General features: G+C 45.4%; 20 protein-coding genes. 11 read left to right on the plus strand and 9 right to left on the minus strand.

The window, feature by feature from the left end; translation table 11 throughout:
- The first annotated feature begins 194 nt into the window (after nt 1-194).
- The 7 genes from L0660_RS15760 (at nt 195) to L0660_RS15790 (ending at nt 8,561) form a co-directional block, all read left to right on the plus strand.
- Nucleotides 195-1,178, plus strand: coding sequence for an aldo/keto reductase (locus tag L0660_RS15760; protein WP_235160274.1), 984 nt, complete (start codon nt 195-197; stop codon nt 1,176-1,178).
- Nucleotides 1,179-1,256: 78 nt separating this feature from the next.
- A complete protein-coding gene (locus tag L0660_RS15765) occupies nt 1,257-2,000 on the plus strand; it encodes an SDR family oxidoreductase (protein WP_235160275.1) in 744 nt (247 codons plus the stop codon).
- A gap of 259 nt (nt 2,001-2,259) precedes the next feature.
- Complete coding sequence (gene paoA / locus L0660_RS15770; protein WP_235160276.1) at nt 2,260-2,904, plus strand: aldehyde dehydrogenase iron-sulfur subunit PaoA; 645 nt, start codon at nt 2,260-2,262, stop codon at nt 2,902-2,904.
- A gap of 48 nt (nt 2,905-2,952) precedes the next feature.
- Nucleotides 2,953-3,903, plus strand: a complete 951-nt coding sequence (locus L0660_RS15775; RefSeq protein WP_235160277.1) for a xanthine dehydrogenase family protein subunit M — start codon at nt 2,953-2,955, stop codon at nt 3,901-3,903.
- A 1-nt stretch (nt 3,904) separates the two neighbouring features.
- Nucleotides 3,905-6,103, plus strand: coding sequence for an aldehyde oxidoreductase molybdenum-binding subunit PaoC (gene paoC / locus L0660_RS15780; RefSeq protein ID WP_235160278.1), 2,199 nt, complete (start codon nt 3,905-3,907; stop codon nt 6,101-6,103).
- 61 nt (nt 6,104-6,164) lie between these two features.
- Nucleotides 6,165-7,316: an aldo/keto reductase gene (locus L0660_RS15785; RefSeq protein ID WP_235160279.1), complete on the plus strand. Its 1,152-nt coding sequence runs from the start codon at nt 6,165-6,167 to the stop codon at nt 7,314-7,316.
- A 75-nt stretch (nt 7,317-7,391) separates the two neighbouring features.
- Nucleotides 7,392-8,561 carry an NAD(P)-dependent alcohol dehydrogenase gene (locus L0660_RS15790; RefSeq protein WP_235160280.1) on the plus strand — a complete coding sequence of 390 codons (1,170 nt, stop codon included), beginning with the start codon at nt 7,392-7,394 and terminating at the stop codon, nt 8,559-8,561.
- A gap of 391 nt (nt 8,562-8,952) precedes the next feature.
- Here L0660_RS15790 and L0660_RS15795 read toward each other — a convergent pair whose 3' ends face one another.
- From L0660_RS15795 to L0660_RS15805, 3 genes are all read right to left on the minus strand, one after another.
- Nucleotides 8,953-9,378 (minus strand): response regulator, encoded by a 426-nt coding sequence (locus L0660_RS15795; protein WP_235160281.1) that lies wholly within the window; start codon nt 9,376-9,378, stop codon nt 8,953-8,955.
- A gap of 802 nt (nt 9,379-10,180) precedes the next feature.
- Nucleotides 10,181-10,387 carry a DNA glycosylase AlkZ-like family protein gene (locus L0660_RS15800; RefSeq protein WP_235160282.1) on the minus strand — a complete coding sequence of 69 codons (207 nt, stop codon included), beginning with the start codon at nt 10,385-10,387 and terminating at the stop codon, nt 10,181-10,183.
- A 38-nt stretch (nt 10,388-10,425) separates the two neighbouring features.
- Complete coding sequence (locus L0660_RS15805; RefSeq protein ID WP_235160283.1) at nt 10,426-10,905, minus strand: DNA glycosylase AlkZ-like family protein; 480 nt, start codon at nt 10,903-10,905, stop codon at nt 10,426-10,428.
- 313 nt (nt 10,906-11,218) lie between these two features.
- Between L0660_RS15805 and L0660_RS15810 the strand changes: the two genes are divergently transcribed.
- The 3 genes from L0660_RS15810 (at nt 11,219) to L0660_RS15820 (ending at nt 14,653) form a co-directional block, all read left to right on the plus strand.
- Complete coding sequence (locus L0660_RS15810) at nt 11,219-11,515, plus strand: JAB domain-containing protein (RefSeq protein ID WP_310589636.1); 297 nt, start codon at nt 11,219-11,221, stop codon at nt 11,513-11,515.
- Nucleotides 11,516-11,838: 323 nt separating this feature from the next.
- Nucleotides 11,839-13,506 carry an ATP-dependent endonuclease gene (locus L0660_RS15815; RefSeq protein WP_235160285.1) on the plus strand — a complete coding sequence of 556 codons (1,668 nt, stop codon included), beginning with the start codon at nt 11,839-11,841 and terminating at the stop codon, nt 13,504-13,506.
- The gene (locus L0660_RS15820) at nt 13,490-14,653 is read left to right on the plus strand and encodes a UvrD-helicase domain-containing protein (protein WP_235160286.1); all 1,164 of its coding nucleotides are present in this window, start codon (nt 13,490-13,492) and stop codon (nt 14,651-14,653) included. Before L0660_RS15815 ends, L0660_RS15820 begins: the two co-directional genes overlap by 17 nt.
- 200 nt (nt 14,654-14,853) lie before the next feature.
- Here L0660_RS15820 and L0660_RS15825 read toward each other — a convergent pair whose 3' ends face one another.
- Entirely contained in the window at nt 14,854-15,279 is a 426-nt protein-coding gene (locus L0660_RS15825; protein ID WP_235160287.1) for a helix-turn-helix transcriptional regulator, read from the minus strand.
- Between the two features lie 181 nt (nt 15,280-15,460).
- Between L0660_RS15825 and L0660_RS15830 the strand changes: the two genes are divergently transcribed.
- The gene (locus tag L0660_RS15830) at nt 15,461-15,736 is read left to right on the plus strand and encodes a hypothetical protein (RefSeq protein ID WP_235160288.1); all 276 of its coding nucleotides are present in this window, start codon (nt 15,461-15,463) and stop codon (nt 15,734-15,736) included.
- Between the two features lie 51 nt (nt 15,737-15,787).
- Here the strand turns inward: L0660_RS15830 and L0660_RS15835 are convergent, their stop codons facing one another.
- The 5 genes from L0660_RS15835 to L0660_RS15855 all read right to left on the minus strand — a co-directional run bounded on the left by L0660_RS15835 (nt 15,788) and on the right by L0660_RS15855 (nt 24,812).
- Entirely contained in the window at nt 15,788-16,921 is a 1,134-nt protein-coding gene (locus L0660_RS15835) for a MerR family DNA-binding protein (RefSeq protein WP_310589637.1), read from the minus strand.
- A 19-nt stretch (nt 16,922-16,940) separates the two neighbouring features.
- Nucleotides 16,941-17,423, minus strand: coding sequence for a DUF4385 domain-containing protein (locus L0660_RS15840; protein WP_235160290.1), 483 nt, complete (start codon nt 17,421-17,423; stop codon nt 16,941-16,943).
- A gap of 29 nt (nt 17,424-17,452) precedes the next feature.
- Nucleotides 17,453-21,718 carry a T9SS type A sorting domain-containing protein gene (locus L0660_RS15845; RefSeq protein ID WP_235160291.1) on the minus strand — a complete coding sequence of 1,422 codons (4,266 nt, stop codon included), beginning with the start codon at nt 21,716-21,718 and terminating at the stop codon, nt 17,453-17,455.
- 150 nt (nt 21,719-21,868) lie between these two features.
- On the minus strand, nt 21,869-23,725 hold the full coding sequence (locus L0660_RS15850) for a YjbH domain-containing protein (protein WP_235160292.1): 1,857 nt from the start codon (nt 23,723-23,725) through the stop codon (nt 21,869-21,871).
- Between the two features lie 73 nt (nt 23,726-23,798).
- Entirely contained in the window at nt 23,799-24,812 is a 1,014-nt protein-coding gene (locus L0660_RS15855; RefSeq protein ID WP_235160293.1) for a hypothetical protein, read from the minus strand.
- Between the last annotated feature and the right edge of the window lie 14 nt (nt 24,813-24,826).

The raw sequence follows: 24,826 nt of genomic DNA on the forward strand, positions 1-24,826 counted from the left end.
TACAGATTTCAAAAGGGCCTGACTACATACTGATTATGAATATGGAACATTGGTATAAATATCAGGAATATGTATACAAAGTGATTGCAAAAACGGGCGGAACTTTGCGATACAATAATAGGAGCTTAGCGGCTAAAATGATGTGCCAGTCTTCTATGCGGCTGCCCATTAATGGATCACTTCGATAAACTAAAATGGAAAAACGAAAATTAGGAAATAGTGGGCTGGAAGTTTCTGCGTTAGGTCTGGGATGCATGGGACTGAGCTTTGGATACGGGCCAGCAACTGAAAAGCATCAGGCCATCCAGCTGATCCGTGCAGCTGTGGAGCGGGGCGTTACTTTGTTTGATACAGCCGAGGCATATGGACCATTTGCGAATGAAGAACTGCTAGGTGAGGCTTTGGAGCCATTCCGTAAAGAGGTAGTGATTGCGACCAAGTTCGGTTTTGCCGGTGGGGTTCCAGCCATGGGACTCGACAGCCGCCCGGAAAATATCCGTGTAGTGGCAGAATCATCATTAAAACGTTTACGTACGGATGTAATAGACCTTTTTTACCAGCACCGGGTGGATCCGAATGTGCCCATTGAGGACGTTGCCGGAACTGTGAAGGATTTGATCAGCGAAGGAAAAGTGAAGCATTTCGGCCTTTCGGAGGCCGGTGTTGCGACCATTCGCCGCGCCCACTCCGTCCAGCCGGTTGCTGCATTGCAAAGTGAGTATTCGCTTTGGTGGAAAGAGCCTGAGGCCGAAATCTTGCCCACATTGGAAGAACTCGGCATTGGCTTTGTGCCGTTCAGTCCGCTGGGAAAGGGTTTTCTTACAGGCAAAATAAACGTCGATACCACGTTTGACAAAAGCGATTTCCGTAATAAAGTCCCTCGTTTTGCAGAAGAAAACAGGAAGGTAAACCAGAACCTGGTGGACCTGCTCGGTCAACTTGCAACCGACAAGCATGCCACTGCCTCGCAAATTGCATTGGCCTGGCTGCTGGCTCAAAGACCCTGGATCGTGCCCATTCCGGGAACCACAAAACGTCACCGGCTCGAAGAAAATCTGGGTGCTGTAAATACTGAGTTGAGCGGAAACGATCTGAGCGAGATCGATGCAGCGGTTTCTCAGATCAAGATCATGGGCGAGCGCTACCCGGCCGAAATGCAAAAACAAGTCGAACGGTAGCGCCCGGAATTCTCCATGGAGACAGTTGGAGAATAGCATTATAGATCAGTAATAAGTAAAATCAGATTTTCAATTATTATGGAAAATATCAAAGGAAAAGTAGTGGTAATTACAGGAGCTAGCAGTGGCATGGGCGAAGCGGCCGCGAAGCATTTGGCCAACCTGGGTGCATCCGTTGTGCTGGGCGCAAGAAGAGCTGATAAAATTGAAAAGCTTTCCCAGCAGATCAAAGACAATGGCGGAAAGTCGCTTGCTATCGCTGTGGACGTAACCAAAAGAGATCAGGTAAAGCAATTCGTCGATTCAGCAGTTAAGCATTTTGGCCGGGTAGACGTGATCCTTAACAATGCAGGTATCATGCCGTTATCACCGATTGACCGTCTTAATGTCGATGAATGGGATACGATGATCGATGTGAATATCAAAGGCGTGCTCAATGGTATTGCCGCTGTGCTGCCTTATATGAAAAAACAGAAGTCAGGCCAGATTATCAACACATCTTCGGTGGCAGGACATAAAGTATTTGGTGGTTCTGCGGTTTATTCTGCAACCAAATTTGCCGTGCGGGCATTAAGCGAAGGCTTACGGATAGAGGTGAAGCCCTACAACATTCGCACCACGATCGTCTGTCCGGGTGCAGTCAAAACAGAGCTTTTGGAACACATTTCGGAGGCCGATATTCAGCAAGCCAACCAGGATTATGTAGGAGCGGTAGGAATCAGTCCGGATAGCTTTGCACGTGTGGTTGCCTTTGCAATCAGTCAGCCAGATGATGTAGATATCAATGAAGTGATCTTCCGTCCGACAGCACAGGAACTATAACAGTGACGTTTGGGCAGCTAAGCAGAATTTACAGTAGTAAGACAAGAATGTTTCAAATTCTGGTCAAACCCTGGGTGGTAGTTTGATATTCATAATCTATTGTTTGATATCCTACATGCTCGCCGATCAGCTTAGCTTATATTGCAGATATTGAAATAGTGCAGAATAATCAAGGTTTCGTAATTATTTTAATGATCTAACTAGCTTATATAAGGTATAGCTAATGTAAGTCAACGAGTTTTAGGTAAACGGCGAAAATATGAAAAATGAAGATTCAGCAGGCCACATCAGCCGGCGCGAAATGCTGGCCGGGACTGCGATTGCAGTCACCACGCTGGCTATTACCAAGGTAACCGGATTAGAGGCGGGGCCTGCGCCACAGGTCGTGACACCTGTTGTTTCCGCTGAGGTATCGTTTACGGTGAATGGAAAAGTCCAGAAACTGGAAATTGATACCAGGACAACATTGCTGGACTTGCTCCGGGAACATCTGCACCTGACAGGCACCAAAAAAGGTTGTGATCATGGACAGTGCGGTGCCTGCACGGTGCTTGTCAATGGAAAGCGAATCAATTCATGTCTTTCGCTGGCATTGCAACACGAATCCGATTCCATCACCACAATTGAGGGGTTGGGAACACCCGAGAAGCTGCATCCGATGCAGTCCGCATTTATCAAACACGACGGATACCAATGCGGATACTGTACACCTGGTCAGATCTGCTCAGCCGTTGCTGTGCTTGAAGAGATAAAGGCAGGCATACCCAGCCACGCGAGTGCCGATCTGAATGCGAAGGTGGGATTTACCAATGCGGAATTCAGGGAAAGAATGAGCGGGAATATCTGCCGTTGCGGCGCTTATTCCAACATCGCCGAAGCAGCAGCGGAGGTTGCAGGGGCGTGAGTCCGATAAAAGCTTGCTGCATCATTTTCACAAACGAGATCTAACCCGATGAAATCATTCACATACGAACGCGTTACCACGCCTGCCCAGGCCGCAGCGGCTGTCGCCACAAAGCCGGGAGCTAAATTCCTGGCAGGCGGCACAAATCTGCTTGATCTGATGAAATTACAGATCGAGACGCCTACCCACCTGATCGATATTGGCCGGATTGGACTGGATAAAATTGAAACAACAGCCAATGGCGGGGTAAGGATAGGCGCACTGGTCAGTAACACGGACCTTGCGGCAGACCCGCATATCCGTAAAGATTATGGCATTTTATCCAGGGCGCTGGTTGCGGGCGCTTCCGGGCAGCTGCGCAATAAGGCAACAACGGCGGGTAACCTTTTGCAGCGCACGCGGTGCCCCTATTTTTATGATACCAATCAGCAATGCAACAAGCGGGTGCCTGGCAGCGGGTGCGCCGCCATCGCTGGGTTTAGCAAACAACTAGCTGTCATCGGCAGCAGTGATGCCTGCATTGCGACTTATCCGGGCGATATGGCCGTAGCCATGACGGCCCTTGACGCAGTGGTGGAAACCATCAATCCCGCTGGCACGACCCGGCAGATTCCTATTTCCAAACTTTACCGTTTGCCGGGGAAAACCCCACATCTGGAGAATACGCTGGAAAAGAATGAGCTGATCACTTCCGTGGTGCTACCTGCCCCGGCCGGAGGCACGCACATTTATCATAAAGTCCGTGACCGGGCTTCTTACGCATTTGCCCTGGTGTCGGTTGCTGCCATTTTATTTAAAGACGGAAGCGGCAGGATCGCCGTTGGCGGCATTGCTCCAAAGCCATGGCGCGTTCCGGGCGCAGAAAGTCTGTTGCCATCGGGCTCAAAGGCATTTACTGCAAAACTGATGGAGGGCGCCAGGCCCACCAAAGACAATGAGTTTAAACTCGGTCTGATAGAACGCACGATTGAACTAGTCTTAAAAGAAGGGAAAAGCTGATATGAAATTCGACAAACCAGCAGGGCAAAACCCCATTGATCAGTTAAAGGTCGTTGGCAAGCCAACAGACCGCGTGGAAGGCCCTTTGAAAACAACGGGCACGGCCAAGTATGCCTATGAATATAATGAAGAGGTTACCAATCCCGCCTACGGCTATATATTGGGTGCAGCCATTGCGCGAGGAACCATCACACGCATCGATCAGGCTGCGGCCAAAGCAGCGCCTGGCGTGTTGGCGATTGTAACCGCTGCTAATGCCGGGCGCCTGGAGACTGGCAAGTTTTATGTCAGCCGTTTTCTGGCCGGGCCGCAGGTAGATCATTACCACCAGGCCGTTGCCATTGTTGTAGCGGAAACTTTCGAACAGGCAAGGTCAGCAGCCGCACTTTTGAAAGTTGAATATAAAAAAACGAAAGGCAATTATGACCTGGAAACTTCAAGAGCTGGCGCTCAGGCCCCCTGGCCAGGTCCCTACACGCCTCCGGGCGAATCGCTGACAGGCGATTTTGAAGGAGCATTCAAAACGGCCCAGGTACAATTAGATCAATCTTACTCTACACCCGACCAAGCGCACGCAATGATGGAGCCCCATGCCACCATTGCCAAATGGGATGGGGATAAGCTGACCTGCTGGTGCACGATACAGCAGCTTAACTGGGGCGTCCGCGACCTTGCTTTTATTCTGGGTATACCCAAAGAAAATGTGCGGCTTATCTCAGCTTACATCGGCGGTGGCTTTGGGGGAAAGGGTACGGTCCTTTCGGATCTGGTAGCGGCAAGTCTGGCGGCCCGTGCCTCTGGCCGGCCGGTGAAACTGGCATTACAACGTCCTTTAATGTTTAACAACACCATCCACCGTCCTAAAACCATTCAACGCATTCGGATAGGCGCTGATCGAGATGGCAAAATTACGGCGATAGGCCATGAAAGCTGGTCAGGGAATCTGCCAGGCGGCATGACCGAAGCTGCTACCGCATCAACGAGGGTATTATATGCCGGTGCCAACAGGCTCACCAGGCTCCGGGTGGCTACTTTGCACCTGGCTGAGGGTAGTGCCATGCGCGCTCCGGGAGAGGCCTCGGGTATGATGGCTCTTGAAATAGCGATGGATGAAATGGCTGAAAAGCTCAACATGGACCCGGTCGACTTCCGGATCAAAAATGACACACAGGAAGATCCCGAGAAACCGGGACGCAAGTTCTCCACGCGCAAATTAGTGGAATGCCTGCGCGAGGGAGCCGACAAATTTGGTTGGGAGCGCCGGAATGTCAAACCAGGGGCCATTAAGGAAGGGGACTGGCTCATTGGGATGGGGGTTGCATCAGCAATGCGGGGTGCGCCTGTTACCAAGTCAGCTGCACGGGTACGGCTTGACAGCAGCGGCAGGATCACGGTGGAAACAGACATGACCGACATCGGTACCGGAAGCTATACCATTATCGCGCAAACCGCAGCAGAAATGATGGGCGTCGGCATCGATCAGGTTAAGGTGAAGCTTGGGGATTCATCCTTCCCTGAATCATCGGGGTCCGGCGGGCAGTGGGGTGCGGCTTCTTCAACTTCCGGCGTATACGCTGCCTGCATGAAACTGCGAGAAGCAGTAGCAGCTAAGCTTGGTTTCGATGCAGAGAAAGCCCAGTTTTCGGACGGCCGCATCATTCTTGGCGACAAAAGTGCTGCATTAGGTGATGCAGCTAAAACTGAGGATCTGGTGGTTGTAGATGAGATGACATACGGAGAGCTTTCAAAAGAATACGCGCAGGATACATTCGGAGCGCATTTTGTGGAGGTCGCGGTAAATGCATTTACGTATGAGATCCGTGTAAGGCGAATGGTAGCAGTATGCCATGCGGGAAGGATATTGAATCCGAAAGCCGCGCGCAGCCAGGTCATTGGCGCAATGACGATGGGCGTTGGAGCGGCCCTGATGGAGGAAATGGTGGTTGACAAGCGGGTCGGCTTCTTTGTAAATCATGACCTGGCAGGTTACGAAGTCCCTGTTCATGCAGACATCCCGTATCAGGAAGTGATTTTACTGGAAGATATTGACCCAACGATGTCGCCCATGAAAGCAAAAGGAATCGGCGAGCTGGGCATCGTTGGTGTGGCAGCAGCTGTGGCCAATGCGGTCTATAATGCGACCGGGATCAGGGTGCGGGATTATCCTGTTACGCTCGACAAACTTTTAAGAGCAGTTTGAGTTTGTGCAGGTAGCCGGGTTCATATTCAAACAAACTTGTTTTAAGAAATCAATAATGAAAATGAAAAATCAGACGGAGAATAAAAACATAGATCCTAAGATGCGAAGAGGCTTTTTAAAAGCGGCCACTTTGTTGGGCTTGGGAACAGTTGCTGCCGGAACCGGTAAAAGTTATGCAAGTGCTGCTCAGGACCCGGAAAAGAAAAAAGATATTGGTGCCATACTCACCCAGAAGAGGTCATTGGGCTCAAAGAAGAACCCGCTTGTGGTTTCGGCCATTCAGTTGGGGTGCATGGGAATGCACACGGGCCGAGGTGTCCATCCTGATCATAAGAGCATGGTCAAACTTATCCGGGATGCTGCGGAACGTGGCTGCGATTTTTTTGATACCGCCGAAGTGTATGGGCCGTTCATTAACGAAGAATTGGTCGGAGAAGCCCTTGCACCCATCCGAAACAAAGTTGCCATCTCCACCAAGTTTGGGTTTGACATTGGTGGCAAAAATGTCTTAGACAGTAGACCAGAGCACATTCGTAAGGTCGTTGAGCAATCTCTCAAACGCCTGAGGACCGACCGCATTGATCTTTTCATTCAGCACCGGGTTGATCCTAACGTGCCAATTGAGGATGTTGCGGGCACGGTAAAAGATCTTATTAAGACTGGAAAGGTGCTGCACTTTGGGCTTAGTGAAGCCAAGGCAGAAACCATCAGAAAGGCACACGCTGTCTGCCCTGTTACAGCGGTGCAAAGTGAGTACTCTCTGATGACCAGGCTTCCCGAAGAATTCATCTTTTCCACTTTGCAGGAATTGGAGATAGGTTTTGTGGCCTACAGTCCGCTTTGCCGTGGTTTATTGGGCGGGAACTTAACCGAATACTCTGATTTAAACACGAATGATATTCGCGGCGCATGGCCACGTTTTCAGCCCCAGGCGATTAAATCTAATATACGAATTGTCGAGGCGCTAAATGAGTTTGGCAAAACAAGAGGCATGAGCTCATCGCAAATATGCCTGGCATGGATGCTTGCAAAATACCCTTTTATAGTTGCCTTACCCGGAACTACCAAACTATCTCATTTAGAAGAAGATTTTCGGTCTGCCGACTTCACATTGACCAAAGAAGAAATTACTGAAATCGAAAGTAAAATAGAAAAAATCGGTGTTGTTGGCGATCGCTATGATGCACTACAGCAGGCGCGGGTAGAATATTGATAGACACCTGGCAGCTTGCCATAGACACCAACGAATAGAAAATACAACATTGGTAAATAATAAAAAGAGGTTGTCATGAACGACGAAAATCAATTATCAAGAAAAAAATTTATTCAACAAGCGTCCCTGGCAGGTGCGGGATTACTGTTGGCAAGACCCTTACCAATGTTTACTCAAACAACTGGGGTAAAGAACATTAAAACTAAAGGGTACGCAGCCAAAGATGCTTCAGGAAAACTAGTGCCCTGGGAATTTGAACGTAGGGCTGTGGGCGATAGCGACATTCTTATCGAGATCAAGTTTACCAGTATCTGCCATTCGGATATCCATACGATGAAGGGCGATTGGGGGGCACAGCCTTACCCGCAGGTTCCGGGTCACGAAATTGCTGGGATCGTTACAGCAGTTGGTAAGAAGGTGACCAAGTTTAAAGTAGGTGATAGGGCGGGTGTTGGCTGTATGGTAGACAGCTGCATGAAATGCGAAAGTTGCCAGCATGGTGAGGAGCAGTTTTGTGACAATGGCGCTACGGTCTTCACCTATGGCTTTCCTGATAGAATATCACCTTCCGGTATTTCACAAGGTGGCTATTCGAATAACATTGTTGTGCGGGACCATTTTGCTGTTCATATTCCTGACCACATTTCCCTCGAGCAAGCAGCACCCTTACTGTGTGCTGGAATTACTACTTATTCTCCATTAATAAATGCAGGTTTCAAGCGTGGAGACAAGATCGGCGTGGCTGGTATAGGTGGTCTTGGACATTTAGCTGTAAAATTGGCCGTGGCGAAAGGTGCGGATGTGTATGCATTTACGACATCGCCTGATAAAGTAAAAGATATACTCAGTTTTGGAGTGAAAGAAGCAATTCTGGTTGATGATGTAGCGAAGTTGAAGCCTTATAGAAAAAAGCTGAACTATATGATTTCAACCATTCCTGCGCAGTTTGATGTAGCTGCCTATGCTTCGGTGCTGAAACGGGGCGGATTTTTTACACAGGTGGGTATGCCTGCTGGTTTTAATCTTACGCTAAATACTATTGCGTTTGCAAATACACATGTCAATTTCAATGCTTCACTTATAGGAGGTATGCCACAAACACAAGAGGTAATTGACTATTGTGCAGACAACAAGGTTTTTCCGCAAATACAAATCATCAAAGCCCAGCAAATCAATGATGCATGGATGAAGGTGATCAACAAAGAAGCCCGTTTCAGATATGTGATTGATGCTGCAACATTTTAGAATAAAAAAGGCTCAAATGGGCATCACCGAAAAAAGCTCATTTTCTACTCTGACAACTTCGAGAAGTTTTTCATCCAGCCGTTTTTAGGCTTCCACAACCTGCTTCCCTGTAGCGGCCGGGGCTTTGGGAGCGCCCACGCGCTCTAGCCGAAGCAACCACATAACCTTTCGACAATGCCGTCAGCACGGCGGATGTGCTTGGGTAGTCGGGAATACTACATGTAAGGCCGGTGCACTAAGGCAGCACTTAGCTATGGCAGGTCATACAAAACAGAAAATCTTTCGGCTCTTAGAAGTACAGGCGCCTTCAGATTTTGCTTGGCCGGCGGTAAGCTAAGGTTCGTGGTTCTTTCTCCCATTTGTCCTTTATAAGCGTACGCGGAAACGGTGGTTAAAGCATACCGGGCCCGACATCAGGTTGCCCAGCTTTTCCAAAAACCAATTGACGACACAGGTTTACTAGGCCATCCATGGTAGATGGCTTTATATAATAGTCGAGCGCACCTAATTTTTTAGCAAAGTCAATCATATTTGGATTTCCAGATGTTGAAAGCATAACTGTAGGCAAGGAAGCTAAGCGAGGAATGATTCGCAGATTCGATAGAGTTTCCAAGCCATTCATTTTCGGCATGTTCATATCCAGAATGATAAGACATCTATCAAATGCTGTTTGCGACTCTAGAACCGTCAGAAGTTCCTGCCCATTCTCTGATTCAACAATTGCTATGTTTGGATCTATGGCTTTGATCGCCTCTATCATTAATAGGCGATCATCGGCGTCGTCATCTGCTAAAAAGAAAGTTGTACTTCTCCTCATATGCAAATATAAGATTTTTTATAGAACGCCTATCTCTATCGACTATACGCTCTTGACAACGTGATTCACAGACTCTATATGTAACCGCTCGAGGTGGCCAAATTAATCGGTGGTTTTTCCGTACTCCGGCATTCGACTGCCATGCCGTTACAAGTTGACCAAAAACACCAGACAATTGGTACAGCTTAGTAGTTCATGAAATCTAATTACGGTATACTAGACGAATAGACCTTAAACTGTACTATCAGTGATTTGTAGGTATGGCAATTACGAGAGAATAGCAGACAAACTTGTAATTTTAATGCTTGGAGAAAACTGAGTTTTGAAACTGAATTACATGGGAAGATCTTGGATGCACGCCCCGGATTAAAATTAAGATACCAAAGATTTGGACTGATGAACTTACTAGCGCGGGTCTGATACATTATTCTAACAGGCATTTTCAAACTCATCTTTACGGTTCTTTGTAACGATTAGCCAGCGAGAACGAATTCATGGATGTTATGAATTGTTTCCTAATCTCCAATGCAACATTATATCTCACGTAGATACCTGTATTTTGACTGAGGTAATATTTGGAACGTAACTGTACTGACATTTGCTGGGAACGCTTGAAGATTGTATCTTTGAACAAGAGAAAAGATGTTCTAAATGTAACTTTCAAATTGAGAGGCAAATTCGGGACTGCCGCATTTCGTGGGATTATAAGTATTTGAAAATAAATCGGTTACTGTTAGGGTTCGACTCCCCGCATCTCCACAAAATGCCGTTTCGGATCTCCGGAGCGGCATTTTTTATTCCACTAATTGCTTGCTCGCTGATCGCCGCAGAGAATTGGTAAAGAAAAGTAGCCATACTGACGTTTGGCTGCCGGCACAAAGTATTCGATCTGGTAATCGAAATCAAAAAAATCTTTCAACCGGTGACGAAATACATTCAGAATATCAAATGGGGAAAGGATCAAAACCTCGTCTGATAAATCAATATCGACGTTTTGATCGGGCAACATATAAAGAGGACCTTTTTAGCCTTCGACGGTAATTGTTTTCAACTCGCCCGCAAGCGCCAGTCCCACCAGCCGGAGCTCGCTTCTACGCGATCATTTTCAAAATCACCTACCGTGAGCGACTCCTCGCGTTCAGCCCGGTCCAGAATCTGTTTCATCAGGTTTGTCTCTGCCTGTGTAAGTGGTTTACGCTGCGCTTTGAATGCCTTTTTAATCGGCAGCGTAAAGCGGAAATCATGCATGGGAAGAAAACCAGAGGCTGACGTGAAATATTCAAAAATGCTTCCATCTTCGCAGAGTTCGGCCAGCCATTCTGTTTGATAATCGGGGATACGGGCAGCCATCACATGATGATGCGCCCGCTCAACCACGAAATTAGTATCCAGTTGGACAAAACCCAAATGGTCAATGATCCGGTAAACAGCTTCGATTCCGGTCCCGAATTGCGCTTTGAGGGCCAGTCCGGCTGCTTCTAAGATAATTTTCCTTACCTGTCGTATGGTTAGAACAAGATATTCCATGATCCCGTCAATTTCAGAATAACTGCCGGGAATTCATATCTAAGATTTCAGCTATTTATTCCGTTGCTTCATTACTTGCTTACCTGGTGCCAGAATAATGCGCCTTAATTCATTCAATACGATCCCAATCAAGGTAATTATGGAAAGCTTCGCAAACGTCTCAAACTTGTATCAGGTAGCAGAAATTGAGCTGATCTACAAAACCAATGTACAAGCAGCCAGCGTGCTAAAATAGTGTTGTCCAGAGATGCTTTCAATGTGCTGATGCAAACATGGAATCCCGGACAGCGGAAGCTCCGTCGTACTTGAATTTATTGAAGAGTTTAAGAAACTGATATTGAACAATGCCAGCGTGCTAGGTATTTTTGAAGTATCCAAAGGCGGGATTTCAGGAGCAAGTGCTGATGTAAGGATCGATTTTGCAGCTGCTTTGAAAGCCAATGCAACAGGGATTATCCTGGCACACAATTACCCTTCCGGCCAGCTCGTGCCGAGTGATGCCGATAAGTATATTACTGAGAATATGAGAAAGGCTGGGGAGTTACTGAATATCCGAGTTCTGGATCATTTGATCGTGACTGAGGAAGGGTTTTTGTTCGTTTTCGGGTGAGTGCATACTGTAACGAACCAATAAAGAATGATATGTTAATTTTCAAAAGCGCTATCCTATCGGGTTTCTTTTCTGTTCGTATGGTACTTTCCTGCATGAAAGAATCGCCTGGGCTAAACAGGAGACAATTGACCAGAATTCTGAGTCTAATTCTGATATGCCCAAAAGATAGTGTTTCCGAGCCCAGCGAGGTCATGAACGTTTTTGGTTAAGTTTCCTGAGACTAACTCACTTGAACTGACGTCAATATTAGGCTAAACGCTTGCACCAATGAAATTAATAAATTTTGGTAGATTGGGGTTGAAATAATCACCAGAGAATTTATGAGCGACATTTATTTAAGTAAGGTCAAAATTAAAAACTTCAAGAAATTTAAAGATCCCTTTACATTGATTTTAAATCAAGGAGTCAATATTCTTGTGGGGGAAAATGAGGAGGGAAAGTCTACCATTTTAGAAGCGATACACTTGGCATTGACTGGTATATTGAATGGAAAGTATTTGTGGAACGAGCTCTCTGAATACCTCTTTAATAAAGATGTAGTTAACGAATATTTAGCGAACCTGTCGCAAAGGAGAAATGTAGAACCGCCCGAGATTCTGATCGAAGTATACTTCGCGGGCAGTTCCGCGTCTGTTTATGAGGGCGATGATAATACTGAACATAAGGGGAATACAGGGTTGTACCTTAAAATCGCCTTGGACGAAAGGGAGCGAGGTATATACCTTGATTATATCAAAAGTGATGTCGTCTCTGCTCTGCCAATCGAATACTACGAAGTAACATGGTCTTCTTTTTCGCGAGATTCGATTACACCAAAACATATACCTGTCAAGTCTGTGCTTATAGATTCAAGCAGTGCTAGAAACCCCAATGGATCCGATCTCTATATTGCCCATATTATCAAAAATCACTTGGAGGACAGGCATAAGAATATGCTAGCACAGGCGCATAGACGACTTCAGCACAGCTTTCTGAATGAAAAGTCGGTGCAAACTGTGAATGAAATAATTAAAAATATGTCCAACAAGGCTGTCAAAGATCGAGAGTTGTCATTATCCGTTGACTTATCTACGAAAAATGTTTGGGAAAATGGAATGACTAGTTATGTTCAAGGCGTCCCATTCCACCACATTGGTAAAGGACACCAAGCAATTATCAAGACCAAATTATCTCTCGCGCGAAAAAAGGCCCAAAAAGCAAATTTTATCTTGCTTGAGGAGCCTGAAAATCACCTTTCTCACACGAGATTGAATGAGCTGGTCACAGATATCAATGACAGTCTAAGCGAGGGAGGTAAACAAATCCTAATTTCAACTCATAGTAGTTTTGTTGCTAATAAGCTTGGGTTGGATAAGCTGATTCTGCTTAATTCCTGCAAACAGACTCGACTTGAAGAGTTAACGCCAGATACTATTAGTTTTTTTCGAAAAATATCAGGCTATGATACTTTAAGATTAATTCTTTGTAGATCTGCCATCCTTTGTGAAGGAGATTCCGATGAATTAATTATTCAAAAAGCATACAGAATTAAATACGGAAAGTTACCCATTGAAGATGGGGTAGAAGTAATGGCCGTGGGTTTGTCGTTTGATCGGTACATAGAGATCGCTGAAAGATTGTCGAAAAGAGTCGCCGTTGTTACTGATAACGATGGGAAATCGAATTTTCTAATAAAAAAGTTCAAAGATTACTATTTTACTGGGAAAACTGTTCAGGCTTTTTTTGACATAGATGATGATTGTCGGACGTTAGAACCTCAATTAATCAAAGCGAATGGTTGGCAAAGAGTTAATCAAATACTAGATCTGCGGAAAAAGGCAACCAAAGATCAAGAATTAGGCGATTATAGGTTTGGCAATGAAACGGAATTATTAGAGTATATGCTTTCTAACAAAACTGATTGCGCACTTCTATTCTTTGATACTAGTAAGGCTCTTAAAATTCCGGAATATATTAACAATGCGATAACACATGCAAAAGGAGAATAGATTAGTCTTGGCTTGCGCCGGATCCGGAAAGACTACATTTCTGGTAAGAAGAGCTCTTGAAGAAAGTAGCGGCAGTATAATCATAACAACCTTTACAGAAGCAAATAAGAATGAGATAAAGCAAAAGTTTGTGCAGTTAAATGGAGGTGTTCCAGGACACGTAACTATTATGACTTGGTTTACCTTTCTATTAAAGCATGGTGTTAAACCATTTCAAGGTAGCTTCAATCATGAATTGCTTAATATACGTATCAAAGGCATGATATTTTGTCAGCAAGCATCCGGTCAGTACAAAAATTTGAATGGTGAAGTAAGGTATGTTGGAGAACAACAATTCAAGAGGTACTATTTTACCCAAGATTATAAAATCTACTCTGATAAACTATCAAAGTTTGTTTGCCAGGCAGATGGCGTTGTCGGGGGCGAAGTGGTTAGTCGAATTTGTCGAATCTATACTCATATTTTTATTGACGAAGTTCAGGATTTGGCCGGTTATGATCTGGAGTTTATTAAGCTGTTGTTTAAGAATACGTCAAACATATTGCTGGTAGGAGATCCCAGACAAGTGACCTATCTTACTCATCATGAGCGGAAGCATTCCGGTTACAAAGGTGGGCTTATAAAGCAGTTTCTTTTAAAAGAGATTAAAAAAGTCAGATACATAATTGATGAGACTACATTGATTGCTTCCCATCGAAATAATAAGCCCATTTGCGACTTCTCTTCAAAACTGTATCCTGAGTTCAAGGCGAGCATACCATGTGACTGTACCGAATGTAGAGGAACAACTTATCAACATACTGGCATTTTCTTAGTAAAGCCTGAGGATGTCAAAACCTATGTGCAGCAATACTCACCAGTATTGCTTAGAGACAACAGTTCGATCCATCCTGACTGGAATTTTGGAAAATCTAAAGGTTTATCTTTTGATAGAGTACTGATTTATCCGACGCAGCCAATGACAAAATACTTACGAGATGGTAAATTAACTAAGATTGTCAGTGGTGTGGAGAAACCCGCCTTTGAGATATCAAATTTCTATGTTGCTATTACAAGAGCTCGTATTAGCGTAGGCATTGTCTGCAAATTTGAGAAAGAAGAATCTTTCATAGATGGGGTTCAGTTTTTCGATCCATCGGGCCTTTAGTTCCGGTAAACAACACTTCACATTACATTTGGCAGGCCCTTAAAAGGTCTTTTTAAAATTTGGTTAGAAATCATAAAAATAGATACTATTTCAATTATGCCTTATTCAGCAAAGCTGATGAGATCTAACCATTTAAAAAACATAAATAGGCCTGTTTTTAGGAAAGCTTGGCTCACAAATTTTCAACGTTTAAATGGAAGTCATTTTCCACCAATCAACCGCTCCAACCGCTCCATCATCTCATCCTTCTCCTTCAACATCCGCTCATACAAAGCAATCTTCTCCTCGTGAAGCTGAATCATTTTGTCGATTGGGTGAATTGTAGAGTTATTAAAAACCGAGGCTGGTTGAACACAATTATCGAAAGTGTTATTTGATATAATGTTGATAGCCTGTTGTTCATCAAAATTCCGAATCGCCTCAGCCGGAATTTTAAGAATCGCCGCGACTTGCTCCAAAATGTCAGAATCGATCTTTTCTTTTTGTTCGAGGAGTGAGATTTTTTGCTGGTTCCAGTCTTCGCCAAGCTCAAACGCCAGCGCGTCCTGTTTTACCGACATCATCTCTCTGAATCTCTTTAAGTTACGGCCTTCGTGAATCTTCGGATTGGAGGTAGTATGTGCCATGTGGAAAGGGTGTTTGGTTAAAAAAAGCAATTTATATAAATCTCCCGGGAACTGCTCGGATATCTTACATGCATTGAAATGTATGTTACCGCGGCGATGGTGTTGCGTACTGTCCGCAAGATTGAGTGTTTTGCAAAGAACGTAAATGCAAGATTTTTACCACACTTTTAACATTAACAAAATGGACACACAACTGCTGACGCATAGTCCACACTCAGACATTGATTCCGAAGACTCGGTGTCGGCCGACCGTCTCTATTGCGCCTACGGCCGGAAAGTTAAAGATCTTCTTAGCCAAAGTGACGCCGAGACTTGGATCGAAGACCTTTGGGATATGTATACAGGCTTCACCTTTTTCAGCCAGGAAGCCGGTTATGATCCACGGGGTCACAACAGGTTTGTTTCTTTCAAAGAGCTGGTATCTTTCTTCCAGGATGTTGGAAAGATGAAAGCTTAACTTTTATGGAAAGGCAATCGGCTCTAAGCGGTTGCCTTTCCTTTTAAATCCTCAGTTGGCAGCCAATATGTAGTTGTACAATGTATTCTTGTCTTCGTATACAATCGTGAAAGAGTCATTATCATACCTGGTAACACGATATCGTATCTCTTTGCCTTTGTTTAGTTTGCCAATAACATAGAACAGTTTTCCATCCACAGCGACGTCACTCAGCTCAAAATTTCCTTTGAATGAAATTTCAGAAGCGTCTTTTGCATTGCTGTAAAGTGTGATTTTTTCTCGGCCTTCAAATTTCTTCTTTCCAGAAATGAGTTTATCGAATCCGGACTTTTCTGGCAAAATATTTGAATAAGCTACGCCTGAAAGGCTGGTTTCCGCCGCTTTACTTACCCAATACCCATGTTGGGCACCTGCCGAATTTAGCTGCGTCATATATACGATGTTCGCACCCATCATAGCGGCTTGAATTTTTAGTTTCTTGAAGGCCCGGTCTTTTATGCGTTCCATCCCAGTCATTGTAGTGCCGCCCTGTGCCTTAGCGCTAACATCACCAAGTTTATACAAACCTTTAACTTCACCTTCTACTTGGGATATGGACACCAATTCCCAATCTTTAATACTATTGACTTTTTTGAAATTGGTGGTTTCGGAAAAGACTTGAACCCTTCCTGATTTGAACACAATCTTTTGGATCGAGTTCTTAAAGATGCTGTTAGCAATATCTTCTTTTGGGTAGGTGAACTTTACCGCGTCGACACCGACTTCTTTGATTTCAACCGCTAGCTTCTCATTAGCGAGGTAAATAGTGTCTAGTTGAGCGAGACAAACTGATGTGATGAAGGAAAGAAGGATGGTAAATCTGATTTTCATAAAGATTAAAACTGATGGGTAGGTTATAAGTGGTAACAAAGATAGATAGTTACTAAGCATGGGGCAATTTTCACGGTCGTCTTCCGGCGTGCAGCAGGTCAGGCAATTTTGTACGCCTGACTGCATCAGAGCCCTGAGTTCGATGAGCTGCATGATTTTTTGATCGATCAAACTTACTTTTTCAGAAATCTTCGCCGAAACATTACCGCAGGAAGCCTGCTTATTTTCGATCTTCGTTAAAAAGTCTGCCGTTTCGTTTAGCGTGAAACCAAAGCTTTTAATTCGTTTGATCTGAAATAATCTCTCGGCAATGATGCAATAGTCAAATTTTGGATCAGCCCAGTTTGCTTTTCCATTCTTTTTTCAATTGCGTATACTGTTCATTGCTTTCTGCCTGCTTCCATTTGGAATAAAATATCGCAGCAGCCTCCGCTTTCTCTTGTTGCCCGGTGCCTTTTTCGAGCAGCGCATAATCGTTGTCTTTATCGTATTTCTTTCCTCCTTTATAATTGGCGTAACGCCGCGCCCTCGTAAACCCCATTTGTAAATATTTACGAGCCATATCTGCTCCTACAAAGTCGTCTAGTTCCAGATAAGCCAAAAACAGTTCATAAATTTTGTTGCTGCTTTCTTCGGCAATGGCTTTTGTTTTGAATCGCCAATGTTTTCCTATTTCGGATTTGTAAGGTTCACAAATCAATACACCCTGCTCACCTTTTCCGACCCGATAAAGTTCCGGCTGTTTTTTATAATCGATGTCAGGCTTCCACTCGTAAGCTTGACTATTGAAATCCAGGTAGGACGGTTTATCTGCCATTAACGGTGTAGGTTTTGCGCCAACTAACTTCATCTTTTCACGACCTTGAATGTGCTTTTTTTACCTTTTGAATCAATGTTTAAAATATAGATCCCGACAGAAAGCATTTGAATGTCCATAGTTTCAGTCAATTGCTTTGTGGAGAAAGTGCGAAGTATACGGCCATTCAGATCGATTAACTGGATTCGCTTTTCTTCACCCGACTCAAATGCAAGTTGAAGGAAATCCTGTGTTGGATTCGGTGAAACGGTGACTTTTAGGTAGTTCGCTCTGGGTTCTGTGGCTGTGATTACTTCAATCCTGACAGTTGCCGGATTATCAATAATACCCGTACCGCAACTGTTGTAAACTTGAAACAACATGTAAAATTGATTTGCCGAGGCATTATATAGCTCAATCTCATCGACAGGGTTGGATGTCCGACGATACAGGTCCTGAACAGAAGTTCCATAATGATAAGTCCACGGCGCACCGCCTTCCAGCAAAACCTTCACACGCGGATTGGCCTTGCCGTCATAAATAACGGACTCCGAGGCGAATTTCGCTCTCGCCTTTTTGCCCGCCGTAAGTGGATATTCGTAGGCGCCGCTGGCCGTGCCGCCGTCCGACGCTACAATTCGTAAGCTGTATTGTTTGTCTGGAAACAAGTCCAAAGGAAGTGTGGCTTTCAAAGGATTTCCCGCTCCCGTGGTCACAATGTTCCGCCAGTTGCGTCCTGTTGTATCCGAAATCTGGACTGTCATTTTGTTGTCGGCTGAAAATGTTCCGGTCGTTTTATATTCAACGCTGATCGTATCGTCGGTACAAAATCCGGCACTGGTTAGGGATGACCATTTCGTCACGCTCACCGTCCTGGCCGCGGTTGGGTTCACTTCCACGACAGCCGATCCCCTCACCTGGCCGGCTCCACAGGCATTTGTCACAGATGTAAGCGTATATGTGGAGGTTTGCTTTGGAGAAACCCGCACGTAAGAAACCGCCCCAAGCGCTCCCGCTGCATTACCGGTCGTGCCATCTGACAGCACATATTGGACGCTTTCAAAATTTTGCCTGTTGGATTTCAGTGCCAGCTGTGCGCTTTCCCCGCTATTAATCGTTGTGCTTCCTTTTATCGTAAGATCTGCAAGAATGGCCACGTACACAGGTACCGGTTCGAAAAGAGAATACTTCCTGGCGGTAACACGCAGCTCATAAAAGCTTCCTGGCAGCACTTTTGGTATTTGTAGGTTAATGGTTCCTGAAACAGTTTTTGCAGAATCCAGCGTCTGTATGGCTCCGGTACTTTGGTTAACAAGCAGAAAACGAATGTAGTCGTCAGCCATGTCCACTTCGCCCAGCAGTTCGTAATTTACCTTAAACTTAGTCCCTTCGCATACACTGCTCGATGAGGAAGACACGATAAGTTTTGGCTTCACCGAAACAGCCACGGCGCCCGATGTAGTACCATATCCGCATTCATTACTTACTGAGCTGATTGCGAACTCCTGCTTTCTGCTTGGGCGCACATCCACTATTTGCAGATTATCTGACGAAAAAAGGTTGAATCTGCCATCGGTCCAAGTAGTTTCCCATGGCGAAGTGCCGGTCAGGATCAGTTCCAGGCGCACCGGTTCGCCCGCATTGACCAGTATAGGCCCGCTTTGGTCTTGTGCCCGCAAGGTCGCAGTAGGTGGTGTTGTAATAGTGATGTGCAGCAAATCGGAAATACTTCCATCCGAAGAAACAATTCTGACGTAATAAGGCCCTGCCGGCGTTGCTGCCGGGATAACGCCTTTCAAAATCCGGTCTTTCACACCACTGACCAATGTTTGATAGTCCGAAGAACCTTCACTACCCATTTGTAGTGAAAATGTGGCATCGGAAGCGGTACCTTCCAGGATGCCAAAAGGCATTTGAATCGGCGTGCCTGCACAGAATTTCAGCATGCTGTTAAATATCGAAATGGATATCCGGTAAGGCATTTTGGCAACGTAGGTTTTTAAATTTACATCCGCGGTTCCGCATACATTAGTTGCTGATTTGATTTCATAAGTCGTAAGCTCGCCCGATTTTGGCGAAATAGGCATGTATACTGCAGTAGGAGTTGGATCAAGGTTGTTAAAAGTTTTTTCTACCCCATTTTCAGTGTAAACAATTTTGGAAATAGATGGAGAAGTCGACGTCAAAGTCAAACTACGCTGAATGTCCGTTTCCAGGATCCTATATGGGTCTTCCGGTTTGGACGGCGGGTAAACAGAAAAATTTGTAGGCTTCTCCTGAACGCTGAATGGACGTATTTCTGTAAATAGTACAGGGTTTGTTGAAGCGATCCGTATGCCTGCATTCGCTTCATAAAAGGATTGCGTAGTCATTTTTATTTTAAATTTTCCAGCATGGTCTACGGTAATGATGTTTTGAAGTTCAGAGTAATTAATGTGTCCCTGAATCGTAAACTTATTGCCCGAATTGAATGTGCCTACGGTTCCAAAAACAATTTCTAGACTATCATTATTGCAAATCGCCCTTTTCACAGGTTCGAGGTAAATGCCGGGATTTTGTGAAGGCGTAACTGTCAAACGGGCCGATCTCACATTCTCATTTTTGAAACAAGTATTGCTTATCGACTTGATTTTAAAATCAGTAGTCTCTTTCAAAAACATTTCCTTCGTTATAATGTCGCCGTCATTGGGATATGTCGCAACCGAACCATCCGCATATTCCACCGAATAAGGAGCGCCGCCAGTGAGAATATAACTCAGTTTTGCGTCGGAAGGAATGTCATAATTGTATTTAAAATTATATCCCGAAAACTGTGCATCAGGAATTGTCTGGCCGGTGATAAAATGCGATTGCTGAGACTCCATAGCCGGATTAGTAGTAATAATCTGGTAAGTATAACTTCTGTATCCCTGCGCGTTTTGCGGCAGCGTCACTTCCAGAAAATCACCTGATCGCGACGCAGGCAGGATCGACGTCTCGCCCGTTACACCATTCGTCATTCTGATGGAAAATCGCGTCGCCTCGGTCAGCGATGCTTTCGATGAAAACTTGATCTTGCCTTTCGCGCCAGCGCATAAGATTTGAGGTGTCTTATCTTCATCGATCCGGATGCCGGGCCGGACCTTAATCTCGACGGTCTGAATGTCCTTTATTTCTGTTTTCCCGCAGCCCGATGACATTGATTTCAATGTGTAAGATTCGTCTTTGAGCGGAAGCGAATAGAATTGAAGCGAGGAATTGGGTGAGCTCACCGTGGCACCATTGGTTAGTTCAGCCGTAAATGGAGGTATACCTTTTACCCGAACATCCAGCTGCACCGGTTCTCCAAAATTAATAGTGCTGCTTTGCGTATTGAAATAAGCCGAGGGTGATGCCCAAATGAATAACCTTTCACTCGTACGCGAGCTTACAGTGGCCGGATTGTCGGTAACAACCTGAATGTAAACTTCATTCAAAGTTTCAACTCGGAATTGGGCCGGAACTTTCGCGGTAAGTACATTATTGCTGAGCGTCGCTGCGACTTCTGCTAATTTGGGTTTTTCGTTGAAAATAGCCTCCGTAAATCGTAGCTTATATTTTGTCTGAGCGGTTAGGGAAGTTCCCGAAGTTGAAATCGTAACATTCACTTCCCCATTTTCACAGACCGATTGCGGTGCAAAGGAAATCGTCCTGACCGAAGTGCTGTTGATCTTTGCCAGATAACTTCCACTTACCCTCATGGCACCGCACACGTTTTCAGCATGCGCAATTTTGTAAGGCTCAGTTTTCGAAACTCGAAGCGGTTGTTCTGATACAAAGTTTAGCCCATTCGGATAAATGGAAAAGTGGCTGCTATCATCCAGCGTTACATTAATCTGACCAGCACCGTAGCCGGTAAATTTGATGTTGACCTGGTCAAACTTATTCAATGTGTCGGAAATGGTCGCGTTGTTTAATGTAATGGTGCCTTTACTATTAATGGCAAGCCTGTTGGACCACGCGCTTTCCACTTTGGGAGCTGAGGATACAGCTTTCAGTTGTAAATCAGTATTTGCGAAAAGCAGTGAATCCGAAAACACAAATTCCAAAAAGCCATCATTCAGCACCGCTGCAATTTCTTTGACTACTGCCGGAGCAGAAGATTTGCGAACCTGAACAGAAAATTTATTTCCGGCGCCAAAAGTGCCGGTAGTTATTATCGGCAACCGATAAGTGCTGCCCAGGCAACCCGACCATGAAAAGTTGTCGTTATTAATGAGGATATTGGGGGATTGGGCAGAAACGTTTGAGAAGGATAATAAAATAATTAAGCTTAACAATGCGTAAAGTTTCAACATGTAAGAGGTTGGTTACAATTTCCCATGAAAGTAATAATTTATCGGAATATTATCCAGCCTGAGCAACCATCCAAATTTTTCGTGTTGTCGTAATTGGCTATGCCGGGGCATAGGGTCGAAATAGGCTATTATCACTTCGTACGGGTCGCTTTACTTCAAACCATACTGCCTGTTTAGATACTGACTGTGATATTGCCTCAGCTTCTGATCCAGTTGATAGCCGGTCCGGTAGCGTTCTCCGATATGGTAACCTCTGGTGTAATTATACTCCCAGGGAAATTCGGTCGCCGTCCTCAGTCTTACGTGTTTACTATTTAGCAGTTTTCCGGAGAATAGGGGGATAGTGAAATTGAAGCCGATGGTGGATCCATTGCTGGTGGTCATCGCATAAAAACCGATCTCAATGTTGGAGAACTGCCGGAGCATATCCAGCCGGACGCCCGTGTCGCCAGCCAGGTAACGGCCACCCGATACTTTGAATGTAATGTCGGGATTGGACAGCAGGTAAGCTGCATCCAGGATCACGAGCAAATTGTTCATGTTTCCATAATATACGCCCTTGTTTGGGTAATAATAATCCCCCGTCACACCGGCTTCCACGCCAAATGACCATGGCCGTTGCAAATTGGCGCGGCGATATTGAATGTTGATCCCATATTGATCATTCTGGAAAAAGCCAGCGGATGCGCTGATGTGGTTATGGTCTCTGGAATAAAACTGGTTTAAGAAAACAGGAGCCGGGCGAATCTTTTTAGGTCTGTTATCCAAATCATTAACGATGGGAAAGAGAATGCCAAAGTCGAGCGACATGCCTGGCAGCAGGAAAATCTGACTCTGGACCGCAATGCTTGTGTTACTCTGCACGGGTTTATCAAAATTTCCGAAAATGGCATTGAAATAAGGCTGGATCCAGAAATCCAGGCTGTAACCGTTCCTGTGAAAAGGAAACTTGCCGCGAAGTTTTTGTCTTTGTCTGAATGCATCGCTCATCTCGCCCACTTCCAGCTTTTCTTTTAGTCTGTATTTCGCAATAGGTATGCCCTGGAATAGGGGTACAAAATCCATGTTTACCGAATCAGCAAAAAGTTGCTTTAACTGATATAGTGCGGGAAAAGGGTTTCGGTTTAATCTTTGTTCATATGAAATGATCCCTGCGCTGTCCCATGTAACATTTTCAAAATTTCCCCTCAACTTGCGGTAGCCGGGGTTAATAATGTCTGCATCGGCCCTAGCCGGCATTTCGGGTTTGGCCTGGTATTTTCCCAGGGACAGCATGCGCCTCGACTGTTTCAAAAGAGAAAAATTATACGCACTGCCAAAAGTGATCTGGTCACCATTGAGCACTGCGGCCTGGATCACCCAATTTTTAAGAGCTTTAACATAAATCCCGGCATTAATATGCTGCGAATCATATTCAAGCATCAGCCCGATTTTCGATCTGTAAGTCAGCGACAAGCCTCCGAACGGCCCTTCCAGATATCGCTTGTGATAGGCGTAGGCTTCCTTTTTTTCGAAGGCCATGTTGGCAAAAAGACCGTAATTATCGAGCGTGCTTCCCTTTCTGTAAACGTGGTAAGGACTTCCGTAGCCCGCCGAAACCTCCGCATCCCATTGTTTAGCCACATTGAAATGCTTGGTCGCAACCAATGCATGGGTGAGAAGGGTAGGGCTGATACTGGTAGGCGTGGAGGTGATAAAAGCCAGGGAAGGCCGGGTTTTGGATTCTTTCAATAATAAATAACGAAAGTCAAGCTGCCGGTCACCGAGTCCGAGTTTCACTGGATTGGATGCGGTTGAAAAGAGCTGTAAAACATTGATATTGATATCAAACCGGGGCAGCACGGTGAGGTTCATGGATAACACCCTGCCCGGATTTTGGTTGTCTGAATTAAAGCCGTAATTGCTGGGGAAAAAGTGCAGCCCGATCTCCATATTACCGTCGGGAACGTAGCGGGCTGTGGGGATATAAATAAGTCCCGGCTTGCCCGAAATGTTTGATTGGGCCATAATTTTGCCGCAGCAAACGAGAATCAGGGTTGATAGAATACCAACCCTGATCAATAAACCGAAACGATTTTTTTTAATTTCCTCCACCCTGATTATGACAGCTTTCGATGAGTTTTGCTTTTGATTTTTCTGCTGCCTCCAATGCGGTGGCATAAGCATTTTCAATTAAAACTTTATTTGCATCGTGGGCGTTTGAGGCACCTGTGGAACCTGCGGTGCCTTTTGCTACACACGCCGCCAGGCCTGCCTTGGCAAGATCATTCAGAGAGGTGAGGTAAGCGATAAGCTGTAACGAAACAATGCCTTTCAATGGCAGATAATCATCACCCAGCAAATCCTTATTGGCGTCCAGTGCAGCATTCAACTGGTCTGCAAGCGTCTCGGCTGTTTTGATAATGGCTGCATATTTTGCCGGTTCGCCAGCTGTGCAAGCCGCCTGCGCGTCTGCGATCAGTTTTACTTCGCTGTCGTACTTTTCTTTGGCGGACGCAAGTAATTTCAGGCGGGAAGCGTCGAGCTTGGTTTTTGATTTTTCGAATTCCGTTTCCGCAATGAGCAGGCAGGCGTCATCAGCGAGTGTGCCTTCAAATCTGGAAGCCGAACCTCCGCTAACAGCGCCGGTCCGCAGGCCTTTGATCTCTTTTCCCTCCACCGTCGGTAATGTCACTTTTGGGAAGTAAATGGACATTTCGGAACTCGCGCTGGCGCGCGCAAGTATGGCTGCAAGGTCTGCGGGCAGCTTTCCGGTTGCAGCAGCGGCATCAATAACCGCAGGCTTCATTCCTGCCAGTGCAGCTATTTCCGTTTTAGTGAAAAATGTGGAGAACCTGGAAGCGGAGGCCTTCACATTCGCTGGCTCAGCACCTGCCGTGCCCATTGTGGCAATCTCCGTCCCCAACGTTGTCACGGCTGGCGATAGGTTAATAGCACCTTCTGTGGAAACGACCGGTGCGGATTCCGTCAGCTTTACCGGCGCGACGTCAATTTTGCTGAGCTCGTCCACAAGTCCCTGATCCGGCGTGAGCGGTTCGGCATCCTTGTTCTTACATCTGTACATTACCAGCGTCAGCACCAGTATACATACCATCAGGGTAAACGGTT

Origin of the sequence: Dyadobacter sp. CY351 (assembly GCF_021502625.1) — a bacterium.
Classification (GTDB): Bacteria; Bacteroidota; Bacteroidia; order Cytophagales; family Spirosomataceae; genus Dyadobacter; species Dyadobacter chenhuakuii.